Source organism: Jutongia huaianensis, from assembly GCF_014384985.1.
In the GTDB taxonomy this organism is placed as follows: Bacteria; Bacillota; Clostridia; order Lachnospirales; family Lachnospiraceae; genus Jutongia; species Jutongia huaianensis.
The window spans coordinates 1-17,116 of sequence record NZ_JACRSX010000008.1 but is presented as its reverse complement, the minus strand read 5'-3'; the positions used below and the strand labels follow the sequence as shown (position 1 = coordinate 17,116).

Sequence of the window (17,116 nt, the reverse complement as noted above, 5' to 3'; positions counted from 1 at the left end):
TGTATCATATCAGACCAGATAAAATCCGATCCAGCCAAGCAATACTGCGATCAGACAGCCAGCAGCCACATCCTTCGGAAAATGAACTCCCGTGATCACTCTTAAAACTGCCAGTAACAGTCCACATACTGCTGTAAATATCCCCAGAGGCAGGTTAACATATAAAGCTGCTGCCGCTATGATCATATTTGAAAACACATGACGGCTGGGAAAGGAATTTGCCCTGGTATCCTTCTGTAAAAGAGGCGTGAAACCGTATATTTCATAGGGGCGCTTCGCCGCAATAAGCTTTCGCAGGATCGTTACTGCCACAAAGCCGGCTGCCGGCACCAGCAGAAATCGAAAGATCCGTTCATCCCTCTGTGCAAAAAGCCACAAAGCTATTGCCATATAGATGGCTGCTGTCACTGCCGTGATCGCCTTTACCATAAGACATACCGCCGTGATCCCGATATTCCTTTCGGTCCATTCCATGCATTTTTGATAACTATTCTTCGTCATTTGTCTCGGTAATTCCAATACAAAGCTCTTCTAACTGCTTGTCATCTACCCTGGACGGAGCCTCTGTCATCAGACAGGACGCATCCTTCACCTTCGGGAAGGCGATCACATCACGGATACTGTCCTCCTTTGCCATCAGCATGACAAGACGATCCAGGCCGTAAGCCAGTCCTGCGTGAGGTGGTACTCCGTACTTAAATGCGTTCATCAAGAAACCAAACTGCTCATATGCGGATTCCTTTGTAAATCCAAGAGCCTCAAACATTCTCTCCTGAATATCATCCTGATGGATACGGATAGAACCTCCACCAATCTCAGTACCGTTCAATACAATATCATAAGCACGGGCACGTACCTTTCCAGGTTCCGTCTCCAGAAGCTCCAGATCCTCTTCCATTGGCATAGTAAACGGATGATGCATTGCCACATATCGCTGCTCCTCCTCAGAATACTCGAACTGAGGGAATTCTGTTACCCAGAGGAAACGATATTCATTCTTGTCCAGAAGATCTAACTGTCTTGCCAGCTCCAGACGAAGGTTACCTAACACATCATATACGACTTTATTTCTATCAGCCGCAAAGAGAAGAAGATCTCCCGGCTGTCCATCCATCTTATCCACCAGCGCATGTAACTCATCCTCAGTCATAAACTTGGCAAAGGATGACTTGTATGTGCCGTCCTCGTTGATACAAAGATAAGCAAGTCCTTTTGCACCGAAATCCTTTGCAAATTTCACCAATGCATCAATCTTCTTACGAGGCATGCCGCCCTGTCCCTTTGCGTTAATACCGCGAACAGAACCACCGTTTTCCAAAGCTCCGGTAAATACACCAAAGCCACAGCCCTTTACAACGTCGGATACATCATTTAACTCCATACCAAAACGAAGATCCGGCTTATCGCTGCCGAAACGGTCCATTGCCTCCTGCCAGGTCATTCTCTGAATCGGCAGTTCAATATCAATATCCAGAATCTCCTTGAAAAGCTTCTGAAGCAGACGCTCGTTGACATCCATCACGTCATCCTCGTCCACAAAAGAAAGCTCCATATCGATCTGTGTAAACTCCGGCTGTCTGTCCGCACGAAGATCCTCATCACGGAAACATCTTGCCAGCTGGAAATAACGATCATAACCGGAGCACATCAACAGCTGCTTAAAAAGCTGTGGCGACTGCGGCAATGCATAAAAACATCCCGGATGTACACGGCTTGGCACCAGATAATCTCTTGCCCCCTCCGGTGTGCTCTTGTTGAGCATTGGTGTCTCAATCTCCAAAAAACCCTCATCTGCCAGAAACTGCCTGGTCAGTGTCGCAATCCTGCTTCTCATAATGAGATTTCTCTGAAGATCCGGACGACGAAGATCCAGATAACGGTATTTCAGACGAAGCTCTTCTTTTGTCTTGATATCCTCCTCAATCGGAAATGGAGGGGTCTGTGCTTCTGACAGTACACGAAGCTGTGTTGCTACGACTTCGATTGCACCGGTAGGGATGTTCTTATTGATGCCACCCTCTCTTGCCACAACAGTACCTACAACAGCAATTACAAACTCGCTGCGAAGCTTATATGCCTTATCAAATAGCTCCTGTCCCAGTTTGTCCTCCTGAAAATTGATCTGAAGAAGTCCGCTGCGGTCGCGGAGATCCACAAAGATCAAGCCACCGGTGTTACGGGCCTTCTGGACCCATCCCATCACGGTAACCTCCTGTCCGATATTCTTCTCACTCAATTCGGCACAGCGACAGGTACGCTTTAAGCCTCTCATTGATTCTGCCATGATAATCCTCCATTGATTGATATATTTGTCACTTTATAAACATTCCATCATGATCTTTGCAGACCATACCGTATAAGATAATACACCGAAACCCCAAAACATGCAAGCCACCGTTGCCGAAACGGCGGGATCTTATTCACATTGAAATCATAAAAGCTCTGCTTCTTTCACAAATAAAGGCAGATGTTCCTTCTGCAGCGTGGACAGAACGGTGCATAATGCACGAAGCTTTTCTCCCGCTTCATTGTGCAGCACTCTCTGAAATGCCAGAAAGATCTTCATATCATAATCCTCGGCCTCATCGATCATAATTTCCATAGCCGCCGCCCGGTCAAAGGCACGACGATAGCTCCGGTCCGTCGTCAATGCACAATACACATCACAGATCCGCAGAATCCTCGCCATCCACGGTATCTGATGCCCCCGCAGATTTTCCGGATACCCCGTTCCATCCACGTTTTCATGATGATAAAGCACTGCCTCGGTGATCCGCTCCGGATATTCCTCCCGTTTGAGCATTTCACAGCTATGGGTCGGATGCATCCGCACGATCTTCATCCTCTCGATCGTGAGTGTTTCTCTGTTTCCAGCCTCCTCCATATGCTTTGATACCCACAGCTTTCCAATATCATGTAAAAGTCCTGCCACAGCAATATCCCGGCAAAACTCCTCATCCTCTCCAAGCTCCCTCGCCACAGCCTCCGCAAGATTGCTTACCTTTACCCCATGACTCATCTCAGTATAAAGATACTCTCTCATCTGACTGCTTAGGGAAGTGTTTTCCATCACAAGCTGTTCCAGATAATCCTCTTCCATGTTCTAATCCCCCATACCATGTTCTTGTTTTCGCTGCAGCATCTCATCAATACGTGATATATAGTCTGTAACGCTTTTCACGTTTTCCACCCGGCTGACAATATGACGCTGTCTGTCATAACACTTTGTACTTGCTCCGGCCCCCAGTGCAGCAATACTCTGCATTTCTTCCATGATCAGAATATTATAAAGACATTCTTTTCCTTCTCGTGCAAAGCCAATATTCTCCTGCCCGGAGCTGCCGGCATATCCTGCCGTGTTTTTCTGACGGTACATATAATAAGGCTGATATCCATTCTCCGCAGCAAAGGTTAATCCCAGCTCCATCATTTTTTCCATGCGGTGTGCCCGTTCCTCCTCCGGTACGGCTCCCTCATCCAGCAGGCGGCGCAGTCTGGAAGCCCGCTTTACCACCAGTGAATGAATCGTAATACTGTCAGGATCCAGTTTCCTGATCTGCTCCAGTGTATTTTCAAAGTCCTCCGGCGTCTCCCCCGGAAGACCAATGATCAGATCCATATTTATATTTTCAAAACCACATTCCCTTGCAAGAGCAAACACTTCCTTTGTCTGCTCTACGGTGTGATGGCGGCCAATGCTCTGCAATGTCTTATCCTGCATTGTCTGCGGATTTACCGAGATCCTCTCCACATCAAATTTCCGAAGCACCATCAGCTTTTCCCTTGTAATACTGTCCGGTCTCCCTGCCTCTACGGTAATCTCTGCAGCCTCATTCACCGGAAAACTTTCATATAGACACTGTAACAACTCCTCCATCTGTCCTGCCGATAACGTTGTCGGAGTACCTCCTCCAATATAAACCGAGGTCAGACGTTTCCCCCTCTGCAGTCCGGCACAAAAACGAATCTCCTTTTTCAGCGCCTCCAAATAATCCGGAATCAGTGCCTGAAACCGTTCCAACGGATAAGACGGAAAAGAACAGTACAGACATGTAGATGGACAAAACGGAATGGCAATATACAGACTGTAGCCTTTATCATATTCTGCTTTTTGCAATAGCTTTGCTTCCCGGACAGCAATGTCCAGACAAAGCTCCGCCTTTCCACCACTGCAGCAATATTCCTCTTCCATACTACGCCGCACCTGTTCCAAAGGTTCCCCCTCCAATAACCGGTTCATGGGAATCTTTGTGGGACGAACCCCTGTCATAGTTCCCCATACAGGAATACTTCGCTGTATCCCCTCCGGCAGCTCCTCCTCCGGAATGCTGCTGTATAATTCAAATAAAAGTTTTTTAAGTTTATTTTTGTAGGTTGTCCGGTAAGGATGCGTCGTCTTGTCCACATGCTTGTGAAAATCCTGCCCACCACTGACAGATACACTATTGCGATGCAGATGCCCCTTTCCAAGCACCCATCCCCGGATTTCATACTGTCCCAGGAAAACACCGGTCAGCAAAGAAATGCCGTCCCCGGACTCCCGTTCTGCCAGCTCAAACAAAGCTGCATCCTCCTGCTCCGGCTGTATGAGCACCCGGTTATGCACTCCCGGAAAAAATCCTGTAACCAATGCCTGAAGCTCATAATCAAAATCCCTCTCAGACAAAACGATATCTATCATTTAAATCCTCTTTTCTGCATTTCAAAGACAAACATATGTCCATCCATTGACAGTCTTTATTGAACGGCATACGGATTAAACATCTGCTCGTCACGGATCGTTGTCATTAACCCATGTCCCGGATATACCCGGACCGCCTCCGGAAGCACCAGAAGCTTCTCCCGCACAGAACGGATCAGTTCCCGGCTGCTGCCGGTAGGAAAATCCGTTCTGCCCACCGACTCCTGAAACAATGTATCCCCGGAAAATAACATACACGCCTTCGGAAAATAAAAACACATACCGCCTCCTGTATGTCCCGGTGTTAAAATACAGCGCATAGTCTCTCCGAGCATTTCCAGCTCCTGACCATCCTCAAGCCAGACATCTGCCTTCAGGCTCACACTTTCTCCCATCATCACAGAAACATTCATCCGGGGATCAGCCATCAGCTCTTTCTCCTTCCCGGAGGCATAAATCTTTGTCTGAAACTTCTTTCGCACCTCATCGGCCGCTGTAATATGATCAAAATGTCCATGAGTCAGTAAAATTCCTGCCACATGAAGCTGCTTCTTCTGTACATAGGCTTCAATCTTATCCGCCTCGTAGCCCGGATCAATGATCAGACATTCCTTTGTGTCCTCCCGGTACAAAAAATAACAGTTGGTCTGTATCGGTCCTACGACCCGAAAATCACATTTTAATAAACTCATATTAATCCTCATTCTCTATTTAACCAGCTTTGATTCATCTGTTTCAAAGCTGTGATGTATTTTTACTCCACTATGCACGGCTTCTCTCAATATCTGTCACATTCGGTACATTCCGCAGTTTTTTGATCAGCTCATTTAAGGCTTCCACGCCACGGATTGCAAAGCTGACATTGATCGTTGCGATTCCCTGCTTGCTTGTTCTGGTATTCATAGCCTTCACATCAATTTTATTCTCCGTGAGTACCCTTGTAATATCCATCAGAATACCCATACGGTCATACGCATAGATCACAATCTCTGCATCATAATCTTCATCTGCAGAGCCCTGGGAATCCACGCTCCACTCTGCCTCAATGATCCTCTGGCGGTCTGCCTCAGACAGATTCATCATATTGACACAGTCGGTCCGGTGAATCGATACTCCTCGTCCTCTCGTCACAAATCCAATAATCTCATCACCCGGTACCGGACTGCAGCACTTAGAAAAACGCACGGATACATCCGAAAGACCTGCTACCACAATACCACTCTTGGATTTGACCGCAGCCGCCGGCTTGGAAGCACCTGCATTTTCGGTACTTTTTGCCACAGCATCCAGAATCTCCTGATCCGTGGTATGCTTCGGATTCTTCTTATCATATGCACTCTGCAGACGGTTCACAATCTGTCCCTCTTTCAGACCTCCATGTCCCAATGCAGCCAGAACAGAATCCCAATCCCGGAATCCATATTTCCGCATACAATAATCCGTATACTCGCTCTTGAGCAGATCCGATAAAACAACACCCTGCGCCTTACAATAATTTGCCAGAAGTTCCTTCCCCCGGACAATATTCTCTTCCTTAAACTGGGATCGGAACCACTGATTGATCTTATTTTTGGCCTGTGGGCTCTTAACCAGAGCCAGCCAGTCACGGCTTGGTCCTCTGGAATTCTGTGAAGTCATAATCTCAACCCGGTCACCATTCTGGATCTTATAATCAATCGGTACCAGATTTCCATTGACTCTTGCTCCCACCATTTTATTTCCCACGGCACTGTGCACGGCATAGGCAAAATCAATGGTTGTAGATCCTGCCGGAAGGTTCTTAACATCTCCGTCCTTTGTAAAGCAGTATACATGATCGGAAAACAGATCCAGATCACTCTTTAATAAACTTAAAAATTCCTTATTGTCCGACATATCCCGCTGCCATTCCAAAATACGGCGCAGCCATGCCAGCTTCTCTTCCTCGTTATCTCTGTCCTTGCTTCCATACTGATTCTCTTTATATTTCCAATGAGCAGCAATACCATACTCTGCTGTACGGTGCATCTCGTAAGTACGGATCTGTATCTCAAACGGCTGTCCCATAGAACCGATCAGTGTTGTATGAAGGGACTGATAATTATTCGGTTTTGGCATGGAGATATAATCCTTGAAATGTCCCGGAATCGGCTTATAGATCTCATGGATCACACCCAATGCAGTATAACAGTCTCGCTCCGTCTCTACGATAATACGCACTGCAAAAAGATCATAGATCTGATCCAGCCTCTTATTCTGTGTCACCATTTTCTTGTAGACACTGAAATAATGTTTCGCTCTGCCATCAATCGTCGCCTTGATCCCAGCCTCCTCAATATGGTGGCTGACCTCCTTAACGATCTTGCGGATCAGAATATCTCTCTGCTCCTTTCCATTGGCAATACTCGACACAAGCTGATTATACATTTCCGGCTCCAGATACTTAAATGCCAGATCATCCAGCTCTACCTTCACCTTGGAAATTCCCAGCCTGTCTGCGATCGGTGCATAAATATCCAGCGTCTCCCTTGACTTTTCTTTCTGCTTTTTCGGTGTCTGATACTGCATAGTACGCATATTGTGAAGACGATCCGCCAGCTTGATCAGAATGACACGGATATCCTTTGCCATAGCAAGAAACATCTTTCGAAGATTTTCAGCCTGCACCTCTACCTTATCCGCCACATAATCTAACTGGGTCAGCTTCGTGACACCATCTACCAGCAGTGCAACCTCATCTCCAAACTCAGCCGCCAGTTCTTCACTGGTCATCACAGTATCCTCCACCACATCATGGAGCATACCGGCCACGATCGTTTCTTTATCCAGCTCCAGCTCTGCCAGAATAATGCAGACACACACAGGGTGAATGATATATGGCTCTCCTGACTTTCTGAGCTGCCCATCATGCGCTTTGTAAGCAATCCTGTATGCCTTTTCGATCATAGAGATATCATCGGATGGATGATACTGTCTGATCATTTTGATCAGCTTTTCATACAGCACCTGAGGCTCTGTAAAATCTTCCGGTATCATACTTGTGGCAAGCTCTCCATTGTCAATTTTGATTTCAGGTCCGTTTTTATCCATATTAAGTCACTCCATTCTGCATCTGAATCTGCCAGTTTCCTAATCGTATCTTCCATCCTATTTTATTTTTGACGTATTACGGCACAGTATATGTCCATGCCGATTTCATCTGCCCCACCACTGTTTCTATATTCCATCGCTTATTGCTTCTTGTAATGCTGTTTGGATCATTTAACATCAGCTTTCCATCCTCTGTCAGTCCGGTCAGCACGATAAAATGTCCGGTCGTCGTAAAGTCTCCCGGCTTCATACTACAGATCACCGGCTGCTTTTTTTCCAGCACAGACCGGAGGGAATCACTTCCCACCACCACAGACTCTGCTTTTAGTCCCAGCTTTTTGGCACCGGATGACATCAGCGACCAGGCCGTTCCGGAAGCTACAGTACAATAATTATTTTCTACGCTGAATTCTGCAATGGCATCCGGAGATTTAGAAGTATCCTTTAACAATCCTGCTGCCACCATAGAAAGACATGTAGGACCACAGCCGTTTATTCCTATATTATCATTTCCATAGGTCAGATATCCCCAGCGGCTGTCCCACTGCTGAAAACGCGGAATTCCGTTTTCTGCGGAATCAATTTCCTCCTGTGTTACACTACCGGATGGTTTGATATCTGATTTATGCTTCGGATAATTCTCCACAAAATCCAGTGTGTCCGGATTGTTTGCAGCCAGCTTCAGCATACTCTCACTGTATTCATAGAGATTCAGCAGAATATTCTCAACCTGAGGATATTTTCCTCTCATTTTCTCCAGACTGTCCGCATACTCTTCAAATCCCTCCGGAACAGAATAATCCAGTGTCTCTGCTGTAGGCGTGGCACTTGCCTCTACCTGCTTATTTTTGCCTGTATCACTTCCTGCATTCTGTACTGCCTTGACTCCCATCCGGATCAGCCCCACCATCAGAAGAAGGAGCATCACTCCTGCTGTCCCGGCAACGACCCGCGCGATCATAATCTGTCTCCGGCGTTCTCTTCTCCGTTTCAATCGATGAAGGTATCTTCGATATTCTCTCTCTTCCTCTTCCGTCCTTTGTCTTTCCATGTTTTTCCCCCTTTTCTATTACAACTCACAGTCTATATCCATAAGCCGCCGCATCAGGGTTTCAAACTCCTGTTCACTTATTTTCTCGTCCTCAAGCCGATCTGTGATCAGTTCCTCAAGTTCATCCCAGCTGTACTGACTTTTTCCCTGCTCCAGACGATCCAGTTCCTTGTCCCAATTCCGGTACTCTGACATATATTTCCTCCGTTCTTTGATCCAACTATACACCTATGTTACATAATATAATAACTTTCTATTTTCTGTCAATCTGTTGTCAACAGTTGTTTCACAAGTTCCATGGTTCTTTCCGTGGATTTTCCGTCCAATGACCCCAGAAAAAATCTACAAAACTGTTCTCTTGATATCGATCTCTCTTTCGTTTCCTCCCCTTCTCCCTGAAGTATCTCCATAATTTCTTTTTCCAGTGTCTGCCGGTCCCCTACGATCTTTCCCGGAGCAAAAGAAGCAAAATCAAAATAAATATCCCTGCTGTCCAGATATTCCTGAAGATCAAAGGTATAAAATACTATCGGCAAATTCAAAAGAGATGCCTCAAAAATAACCGAACTGTAGTCGGTAATCAGCACGGAAGCGATAAACAGAAGATCGTTAATATTTTCCTCCGCTGACAGATCAAAAATCCTTTCCTGATATTCCAATGGTATTTCGTATGTTTTTTTCACAAAGGGGTGATTCTTCAGAATCATCACGGTGTCCTGCGGCAGTTGATCCATAATATCTGCTGCCGGGAATTTTTCCCACGGATAATACGCTGTCTTATTGCCGCTTCCCCGAAACGTAGGTGCAAATAAAACAATTTTTTTGTTCTGACACGCCGGATATTTTTGAAAAAGTCTCTGCCGGACCTGACTGACATATTTCTGATCAAAAAATATATCCGTCCTTGGCACGCCAATGGGTTTTATAATATGATCATCTACTCCGAAAGCTTCACTGTAAAATGGCACTACCCCGTCGCTGCTTGCCAGTGCAGCGGTGTAACTTCTGTGATTTCTTGTGGACTGATTCAGATGATCTACAATTCCAAGCTCTGACAGACCGAACAGCTTAAATGCCCCACATGCATGCCACATCTGCAGAAGCTGCGTGTCCCGTCGCAGAGACAACGAATGAAGCTGTGGCACAAAATCCTCCAGAATAATTAGTTTTGCAGCAGCCACCAGACCGGCGCAACGCCTGATCTCCTTCCGGCTCAGCTTATGAATCGGCGTTTCTGTTAAAAACTCCCGGCTCACATACCCTTTCTTTTGTACTTCCTGCCGGATCCGGTCCAGATTTCCACCGGCATCCACTCTTCTCTCCGATAAAAACAGGATTCCCTTGGTCCCCGGCTCATTTCGACAGGCGCGTTCATAACATTTTTTGAAATAATTCGTCTTATATTCCCTGATGCTATATCCATATCCGGTCCAATCCTTTACAAGACCATGAGCATGATAAAATACCGCCTGTTTTCCCTGTCTGCCATCTGCTGCACGGTGAAGCCGATGAAGTCCTTTCTGTGCCAGCACTCCATCCAGAATCCAGACCGGCAGCAGTATTGTACAAAAAATATACAATATCCTGTCACTGATCTCACGAATTGCCGATCTACGCCGCTCCTGCGGTTGAAATAATTCTCCCGGTAATTCTATCATTGGAGCCATATTGATCCATAACATATCCTCGTTACAAAATACTGCTGATACCGTAACCTTTTCCTCCGGTAATGGAAAATGCTCGAAAAATATATACGGAAGCTCTATCCGGACACTCGCCATATACCTTCTGCAATCGTCAATCTCCTGCTGATATTGTGCCGATACCGGAAAATATCTTTTTCCGCAGGAGCCCTCGAATACCAGTGAAAATCTTATCTTTCCTGCTTTATGTTCTTTACCCGACTCACATTGCAGATCTATATTTAATATTTTATTTTTTTCATCTATATGATAGTTTCTCATGTTGACTGTCATTCCGATTTTCCTCCATACAATTAAATGATCAAATAACAGTGTATCATAAATGGCTGGTATTTCATAACTTTTTTGAAATACCAGCCATTTGCTAAATCAGAACAATATATATTTATTTCTTCAACTTGGTTACATAACTGACAGGCAATGCACAAACTCTATCCACACGCTGCTCCGCGGTATAAAATGCAACAGATTCAAATACAATATAAATCCGTTTTCCACTAATGGTGATCTCCTCATTCATCGTTGGAACCTCCACGGTACTGCGTACCTTTCCCAAGGAAATAATTCCCTTAGAAGCTTTCTTTAAATTTGGCTTATATACATCAAGCTGATGCATATAACCACGCTTTTTCGGATCTGTCTGACAGGATCTTGATACGATCAGACGTCCATTTCCGGAAAATGCAATTCCCTGTACACGGGTCGGCATAGAAATAGTCTTTAACGGTGTCAGCTCCGGTTTTGATCCTTTCTTGGCAATCTTATAACTTACCAGATATCCCGGCTTTAACTCATCATAGGATGCAACCCAGAGAAGCTTCTTATAATATGTCACGGTAGCTGCCTGCTGCGGCAGATTGATCTCCACGCCATATGCACTAAGCTCCAGATATGGTTCCTGATTATCAATCGCATCTTTTACCGCAGAAAACGGAATGCTTCTTAATGTTTTGGCCTGTGTGATCCAGAGGTTTTTACCATCAAATGCAATACCTCCTGCATGAGATTTATTTGGCAGGATGATTGTGGTCATAAGCTCTTTATCTGCCTTAGACAAAACATAAACAACAGAATTTTCTATCCCCTGACTGTCATACGCCGTGATAAAGAAATAAGATTTCGCTACGGTAATTCCCTGTGGAATCATTGTTCCACATCCAAATTCTGCTACATTCGTATTTAACATACCCGGCATTGGAAAACTCTTTGCATAATCCAGCTTCTTTGTGAAATCTTTATTTTTCTTGCAAGCCTCTGATTTTTTAAATGTTGATTTCGTTTTAAATAATTTTGCCTTTGTACTTGTGTCACTAACCTCTGCTGCTATCGCTGATTTTTCAGCAGATTCCTTGCTTTCATAAACAATACCATTGTAGGTACGATAAGCCTTTACATAATATTTATATGTCTGACCATTTTCAAGATTCGTATGAATAAACTTTTTGCTGGTCTTTCCCTCCAGTGTTGTCAGTAATACATACTGTCCATTCTGGTTAATATAAACATTATATCCCATAGCTCCGGTAATGGCATTCCAGGTCAGACGTACTCTCTGATTACCTCCCTTGATCACAACCGTCGGCGACTTCGGCAGAGAACAGGTAAATATCGCCGGCGACTCTTCGCCCACATTTGTCTCCGGTCCGGCATAGGCCACGATCTTATACTGATATGTTTTTCCTGCTGTCAGCTTTGTATCCTTATACTCCCCTGTAACAGAAGTTCCAATCTTTTTGAAATTGCCGCCGGTTCCTGCCCTGTAAATAATATATCCTGTGGCAGACGGAATATCCAGCCAGCGTAAAACTACACTCGTAGTAGTATTATCGGAAATTGTAAAGGTTTCTACCTTCTCCGGTTTGGTAAATACAGACTCTGTTACCACAAAATCACTTCGACAGGCTGTATCATCATTTACTGCATAAACCGCCAGATAACATTCCTCACCTGCCGGCAGTCCCTCCACGCGGATACTGGAACCACTTGTCGCACCATAATATTCGTAACTTTCCTTCGGAATATCATACTTATAAATATAATAACTTGTTGCGTTTGCCACCGGAGCCCACTGATAGGTGATGGAATTCTTCGTAATCTCCACCGCATTCACAGCAGACATTACAATTCCGGGATCTACCGTAACTGCAGAACCGGAAACAACAATTGTTGATGTATCCTGTGGACCGGTTGCCGCTTTCACGCTCTCCCTCTGTCCTATCCCTGCCGATGACACCAATTGGAGCGTAAATAATACAGCCACCAATACAAATGCTAATTGTTTGTGATTTCTGATTTTTCCCATTTCATCCTCATTTCTGTACTGTTTATTCTCCCATCCCAGTCTGCCACAGTACAGGCAGCTGCGATCCGGCTTTTCAGCCTAATATCTTCAAGATCCGCCCGCAGGCGTCTCCCTCCGTATTATCATATTGAAATTTGACAAAATTTTGTCGTTTTGGTAAATTATCACATTTTTTTAGTAAAATCCCATATAACTCCTCCTGCGTATGGGCAATCTTCCCAGGCATCATCTGCTCGTAATCAAAATAAAATCCTCTGTCATAATCCGGCAGGTCATAAGCAAATAATACAATCGGTTTGTTTAACAGCACATACTCCACAACCGAAGAAGAATAATCCGTCACAAGCATGTCGGATACCAGATAAAGATCTGTAATATCATTATAGTCTGTCATGTTATAACAAAAACTATTCTCTGTGATATTTTCCATTGGAAATTTTGGATGCATCCGGATCAAAATGATCCAGTCCGGTCCTAATATATCGTGAACTCTTGAAATATCAAACTGTTCCATAATATTTCTGTTTTCTTCCTCTGTCCTGCGAAATGTCGGCGCATAAAGAAGAAGCTTCTTTCCCTCAAATGTCGGATGATTTTGATAAAATTTTTCTTTTCTGTGCCGAATCCGGTCCTGATCAAAATAAATATCCGTCACAGGAATCCCGGTGGGATAGATTTTGTCTTTCGCAACAGAAAATGCCTCCTGATAAAAGGGAATCACATTCTCCGAGGTTACAAACAGATGCGTAATTTTCTGGTTTGCCTCTTTTACGATCTGATATACGGAAGGATCATCCTCTGTAGAGAGTCCAAAACGTTTAAAAGCTCCGGCTCCATGCCATAACTGCACAAATTGCGTCTGTCTGTTCGCTGTCTTCATATAACACAAAGGCAGAAAATTGTCATTCATAAAAACTTTGTCCGCCGTTGCCATATGATATGGAAACACGAAAAAAAATAATATCATATCCGCAAACAGTTTCCCTATGCTCTTTCGCTTTCCGTTTTCCGGATCACGGAACAGATCTCTTTTTACCAGCAGCTTTATTGTATATCCCTCTTTGTGCTGTAATGCCTCATATATTTCCTGCAGATTTCCATTCAGGCCATGATTATGTCCATTCCATAAAACAATCTTTCCAGAAGCAACCCTGCAGAATATACAACACAGGTTATATACACTTGCAAATATTATATATCCAATTGTTTTCATAATTTTCTTCTTTTCCTGCTATTTTTAAACACCTATTTTTTATTATAACAAATTTCCTCCTTTATTACCACATGAAAATAAAAGATCTGTCTTTGATAACATATTTTAAAAAAAAGCATAAATTATTTATAGCCGACAATTTTTTAAATCAGGAGGAATCCTATGCAGCGTGTTGCATCTCTTATCCACCTTAATGCCGCCCGCAGTCTGAAGCTGACAGGAAAAGGAGTCGGTATTGCCGTTTTTGATACCGGAATCGGCAGGCATCCTGATCTTACGATGCCTGGAACCAGATTGCAGGCATTTGTAGATATCGTAAACCACAGAAAGGATTATTACGACGATAATGGACATGGCACCCATATTACCGGTATTATTGCCGGAAGCGGCCAGGCCAGTCAAAGAAAATACGAGGGAATCGCACCTGACAGTCATTTTATAATGATCAAAGTATTAAATCAAAAAGGGGAAGGAAATATCGAAGATGTGCTCGCCGGTATCCGCTGGCTTCTCGCTCATTATAAAGAATACAATATCCGTATCGTAAATATTTCAGTGGGAAGCAGTCGTGGAAAACATTTTGATGAAACCTCTCCTCTTGTCCGCGGTGTAGAAGCACTCTGGGAGGAGGGGCTGATCGTACTCACAGCAGCCGGAAACCATGGTCCTGCTCCCCATACGATCGGTGCTCCCGGCAATAGCCGGAAAATCATTACCGTAGGAGCATCTGATGTAATGCAGGCAGGAAACGGACGGGACTACTCCGGACGCGGTCCCACGGAAAGCTGTATCAAAAAACCGGATATCGTTGCCCCCGGCTCCAATATTATAAGCTGTCAGCCGGTTCCTTCCACCCCTTATGGTTTATATGGCTACTCCTATGACACCATCTCCATGGAAAAACTGTATCACAGCCGCAGCGGTACCTCTATGTCAACTCCGGTAGCCAGCGGCTGCATTGCCCTGCTTCTGCAACAGAGACCATATCTCTCCAACCGTGAAGTCAAGATCCAGCTCAAAAAAACAGCAGTTGATCTCGGCTATGACCATTCCCGCCAGGGCTGGGGAATGATACGGCTGGATCGACTGCTGTATATGTAGTCATCAAAAATCTTACACTATAAATTCAGGCACGGAAATCTGCCTCCCGGTATAAATCGTTTTATCTCCGTATACAAACTAAAATTTACTGCAGAAAACTATCAACTGCCTGTATAAATTCACTCATCTGACTCTTGGAAAGCTGGGCATCTGCTCCCAGCATTTCCCCTTTCCGTCGCATGTCCTCGTTGATCAGGGAAGAGAAAATAATAACCGGTATCTCTTTAAGCTCCGGATCATCCTTCATCAGCTTTAACAAACGATGGCCATCCATCTGTGGCATCTCAATATCTGTTATGACACAACGCACCCGTTGCTGCAGCGTTCCCTCTTCTTTGTACTTCTGCAAAAGGTTCCATAATTCCAGACCATTATTCATCGGAATCACATTGGTATATCCTGCTTGGGTCAATCCATCATAAATCAGCATACTAAGCAGATGGGAATCCTCCGCAAATAAAATCGGTGCCGGATTATCCTTCCGATTGCCAATATGACTCATATCAGACATATTCATACCAACATCCGGCGCAATCTCTGCTACAATCGCCTCAAAATCAAGGATCAAAACAAGCTTGCCATCCAGATTGACAATTCCGGTGATCATACTCTTGGAAGAGTTACAGATCATGCTATCCGGCTGAATGATCTGTCCCCAGTTCACTCTATGTATCCCCACGACTCCATGTACATGAAACCCTGTGCTTACCATATTGAAATTGGTGATCAAAAACATATCCTGTGTCGGCTCGTCCATCTTTTCTTTCATTCCCAAAGCTCTCGCCAGATTCACGACCGTAATCGTTTCTCCACGAGTGCTAAATGCCCCCTCTACATTGGCATGGCTGTTTGGAATCGGCGTCAACGGCTGACACGATATAATCTCCCGGATCTTTGCTACATTGATCCCATAATAATTTCCTGCCACCATAAATTCAAGAATCTCCAATTCATTTGTTCCGCTTTCCAATAAAATATTTGTATCCATAATCTGCCTCCCTCACGCAAATTCCGTTTCATAAATTCTTAACTATAATTTTACAATAGCGCCCATTGTTTTTCAAGTGACTTTTGACTTATCCTGTAATATCCTTTAATATATGATAGGATAAATTGCATATATTGTTTGCAAAATATACATAACGGAGGAAAATCCATGAATAACATCATCCTTATTGGCATGCCCGGATGTGGTAAAAGCACGATCGGCGTTGTTCTGGCCAAAAATCTTGGATTTCGTTTTATTGACTCAGATCTTTTAATCCAGGAACGGGAACATCGTCTTCTTCATGAAATTATTACACAGGATGGCTTAGAAGCCTTCAATCAAATAGAAAATCAGGTCAACGCATCCATCGAAACCACTTCCTCTATCATTGCAACCGGAGGCAGTGTCATCTATGGTCAGGAAGCTATGCAGCATTTAAAAGAAATTGGAACGATCATTTATCTGCGTCTTCCGGAAAATTTACTGGAAGAAAGACTCGGAGACCTGAATCAGAGAGGTGTATCTATAAAAGCCGGTCAGACTCTTCATTCTCTCTATAAGGAAAGAATCCCTCTCTATGAAAAATATGCAGATATCACCATTGATTGTGCCGGAAAGGGAATCAGAGACTGCGTTTATGAGATCACCCATACGATTCAAAGTGGAGATCATAAACCTTGATGGATTCATATCCGCTCAAATAACTCCTAAACCAAATAACAAATACAAAAGGTGCTCCTGAATCATCATGGAGCACCTTTTAGATATATAAAAAGTATATCTGCATTTTTTATTACATAAAAAAACTCTTTCAGCAAATCTGCCAAAAGAGTCTATATATAGTACCTTCAAAACTGTATACCGATTATAACATCTTCCCGCTGCTTCCGCAACCAGCTTCCCGTTTCTTTTGGATAAGCCTTCGACCTATTAGTGACAGTCAGCTGCATACGTTACCGTACTTCCACCTCTGCCCTATCTACCTCATCGTCTCTAAGGGGTCTTATG

Annotated in this window: 14 protein-coding genes and 1 rRNA gene; 2 read left to right on the top strand and 13 right to left on the bottom strand. The window is 44.2% G+C overall.

Going from position 1 to position 17,116, the window contains the following annotated elements; all coding sequences use genetic code 11:
- Positions 1–9 precede the first annotated feature (9 nt).
- The 11 genes from H8704_RS07665 to H8704_RS07615 form a co-directional block, all read right to left on the bottom strand.
- Positions 10–519, bottom strand: a complete 510-nt coding sequence (locus H8704_RS07665) for a phosphatase PAP2 family protein (protein ID WP_249297869.1) — start codon at positions 517–519, stop codon at positions 10–12.
- On the bottom strand, positions 488–2,284 hold the full coding sequence (gene aspS, locus H8704_RS07660) for an aspartate--tRNA ligase (protein WP_118678108.1): 1,797 nt from the start codon (positions 2,282–2,284) through the stop codon (positions 488–490). The genes H8704_RS07665 and aspS overlap by 32 nt, the downstream gene beginning before the upstream one ends.
- A gap of 147 nt (positions 2,285–2,431) precedes the next feature.
- The gene (locus tag H8704_RS07655) at positions 2,432–3,100 is read right to left on the bottom strand and encodes an HD-GYP domain-containing protein (protein ID WP_243101887.1); all 669 of its coding nucleotides are present in this window, start codon (positions 3,098–3,100) and stop codon (positions 2,432–2,434) included.
- 3 nt (positions 3,101–3,103) lie between these two features.
- Positions 3,104–4,681 (bottom strand): coproporphyrinogen dehydrogenase HemZ, encoded by a 1,578-nt coding sequence (gene hemZ / locus H8704_RS07650; protein WP_249297868.1) that lies wholly within the window; start codon positions 4,679–4,681, stop codon positions 3,104–3,106.
- Between the two features lie 56 nt (positions 4,682–4,737).
- The gene (locus H8704_RS07645; protein WP_249297867.1) at positions 4,738–5,373 is read right to left on the bottom strand and encodes an MBL fold metallo-hydrolase; all 636 of its coding nucleotides are present in this window, start codon (positions 5,371–5,373) and stop codon (positions 4,738–4,740) included.
- A gap of 70 nt (positions 5,374–5,443) precedes the next feature.
- Positions 5,444–7,750 (bottom strand): RelA/SpoT family protein, encoded by a 2,307-nt coding sequence (locus H8704_RS07640; RefSeq protein ID WP_022465501.1) that lies wholly within the window; start codon positions 7,748–7,750, stop codon positions 5,444–5,446.
- A 76-nt stretch (positions 7,751–7,826) separates the two neighbouring features.
- On the bottom strand, positions 7,827–8,801 hold the full coding sequence (locus H8704_RS07635; RefSeq protein WP_249297866.1) for a C39 family peptidase: 975 nt from the start codon (positions 8,799–8,801) through the stop codon (positions 7,827–7,829).
- 18 nt (positions 8,802–8,819) lie between these two features.
- Positions 8,820–8,996, bottom strand: coding sequence for a hypothetical protein (locus tag H8704_RS07630; protein ID WP_182439583.1), 177 nt, complete (start codon positions 8,994–8,996; stop codon positions 8,820–8,822).
- Positions 8,997–9,064: 68 nt separating this feature from the next.
- A complete protein-coding gene (locus tag H8704_RS07625; RefSeq protein ID WP_249297865.1) occupies positions 9,065–10,777 on the bottom strand; it encodes a CDP-glycerol glycerophosphotransferase family protein in 1,713 nt (570 codons plus the stop codon).
- 112 nt (positions 10,778–10,889) lie between these two features.
- Positions 10,890–12,806, bottom strand: a complete 1,917-nt coding sequence (locus H8704_RS07620; protein WP_249297864.1) for a fibronectin type III domain-containing protein — start codon at positions 12,804–12,806, stop codon at positions 10,890–10,892.
- 73 nt (positions 12,807–12,879) lie between these two features.
- The gene (locus tag H8704_RS07615) at positions 12,880–14,019 is read right to left on the bottom strand and encodes a CDP-glycerol glycerophosphotransferase family protein (protein ID WP_249297863.1); all 1,140 of its coding nucleotides are present in this window, start codon (positions 14,017–14,019) and stop codon (positions 12,880–12,882) included.
- A 162-nt stretch (positions 14,020–14,181) separates the two neighbouring features.
- Between H8704_RS07615 and H8704_RS07610 the strand changes: the two genes are divergently transcribed.
- On the top strand, positions 14,182–15,120 hold the full coding sequence (locus tag H8704_RS07610) for a S8 family peptidase (RefSeq protein ID WP_118689365.1): 939 nt from the start codon (positions 14,182–14,184) through the stop codon (positions 15,118–15,120).
- Positions 15,121–15,205: 85 nt separating this feature from the next.
- Here H8704_RS07610 and H8704_RS07605 read toward each other — a convergent pair whose 3' ends face one another.
- Positions 15,206–16,108: a chemotaxis protein gene (locus H8704_RS07605; protein ID WP_022465494.1), complete on the bottom strand. Its 903-nt coding sequence runs from the start codon at positions 16,106–16,108 to the stop codon at positions 15,206–15,208.
- A 168-nt stretch (positions 16,109–16,276) separates the two neighbouring features.
- On the opposite strand from H8704_RS07605, the gene H8704_RS07600 reads away from it, so the two are divergent.
- Entirely contained in the window at positions 16,277–16,789 is a 513-nt protein-coding gene (locus H8704_RS07600; RefSeq protein ID WP_022465493.1) for a shikimate kinase, read from the top strand.
- A 229-nt stretch (positions 16,790–17,018) separates the two neighbouring features.
- Here the strand turns inward: H8704_RS07600 and H8704_RS07595 are convergent.
- Positions 17,019–17,116: ribosomal RNA gene (locus H8704_RS07595) — 23S ribosomal RNA — on the bottom strand; the annotation flags it as partial.

Coding starts and splice junctions, on each gene's coding strand:
- aspS (WP_118678108.1), bottom strand. CDS start 2,284: ATGGCAGAATCAATGAGAGGCTTAAAGCGTACCTGTCGCTGTGCCGAA.
- H8704_RS07655 (WP_243101887.1), bottom strand. CDS start 3,100: ATGGAAGAGGATTATCTGGAACAGCTTGTGATGGAAAACACTTCCCTA.
- hemZ (WP_249297868.1), bottom strand. CDS start 4,681: ATGATAGATATCGTTTTGTCTGAGAGGGATTTTGATTATGAGCTTCAG.
- H8704_RS07645 (WP_249297867.1), bottom strand. CDS start 5,373: ATGAGTTTATTAAAATGTGATTTTCGGGTCGTAGGACCGATACAGACC.
- H8704_RS07640 (WP_022465501.1), bottom strand. CDS start 7,750: ATGGATAAAAACGGACCTGAAATCAAAATTGACAATGGAGAGCTTGCC.
- H8704_RS07635 (WP_249297866.1), bottom strand. CDS start 8,801: ATGGAAAGACAAAGGACGGAAGAGGAAGAGAGAGAATATCGAAGATAC.
- H8704_RS07630 (WP_182439583.1), bottom strand. CDS start 8,996: ATGTCAGAGTACCGGAATTGGGACAAGGAACTGGATCGTCTGGAGCAG.
- H8704_RS07625 (WP_249297865.1), bottom strand. CDS start 10,777: ATGACAGTCAACATGAGAAACTATCATATAGATGAAAAAAATAAAATA.
- H8704_RS07620 (WP_249297864.1), bottom strand. CDS start 12,806: ATGGGAAAAATCAGAAATCACAAACAATTAGCATTTGTATTGGTGGCT.
- H8704_RS07615 (WP_249297863.1), bottom strand. CDS start 14,019: ATGAAAACAATTGGATATATAATATTTGCAAGTGTATATAACCTGTGT.
- H8704_RS07610 (WP_118689365.1), top strand. CDS start 14,182: ATGCAGCGTGTTGCATCTCTTATCCACCTTAATGCCGCCCGCAGTCTG.
- H8704_RS07605 (WP_022465494.1), bottom strand. CDS start 16,108: ATGGATACAAATATTTTATTGGAAAGCGGAACAAATGAATTGGAGATT.
- H8704_RS07600 (WP_022465493.1), top strand. CDS start 16,277: ATGAATAACATCATCCTTATTGGCATGCCCGGATGTGGTAAAAGCACG.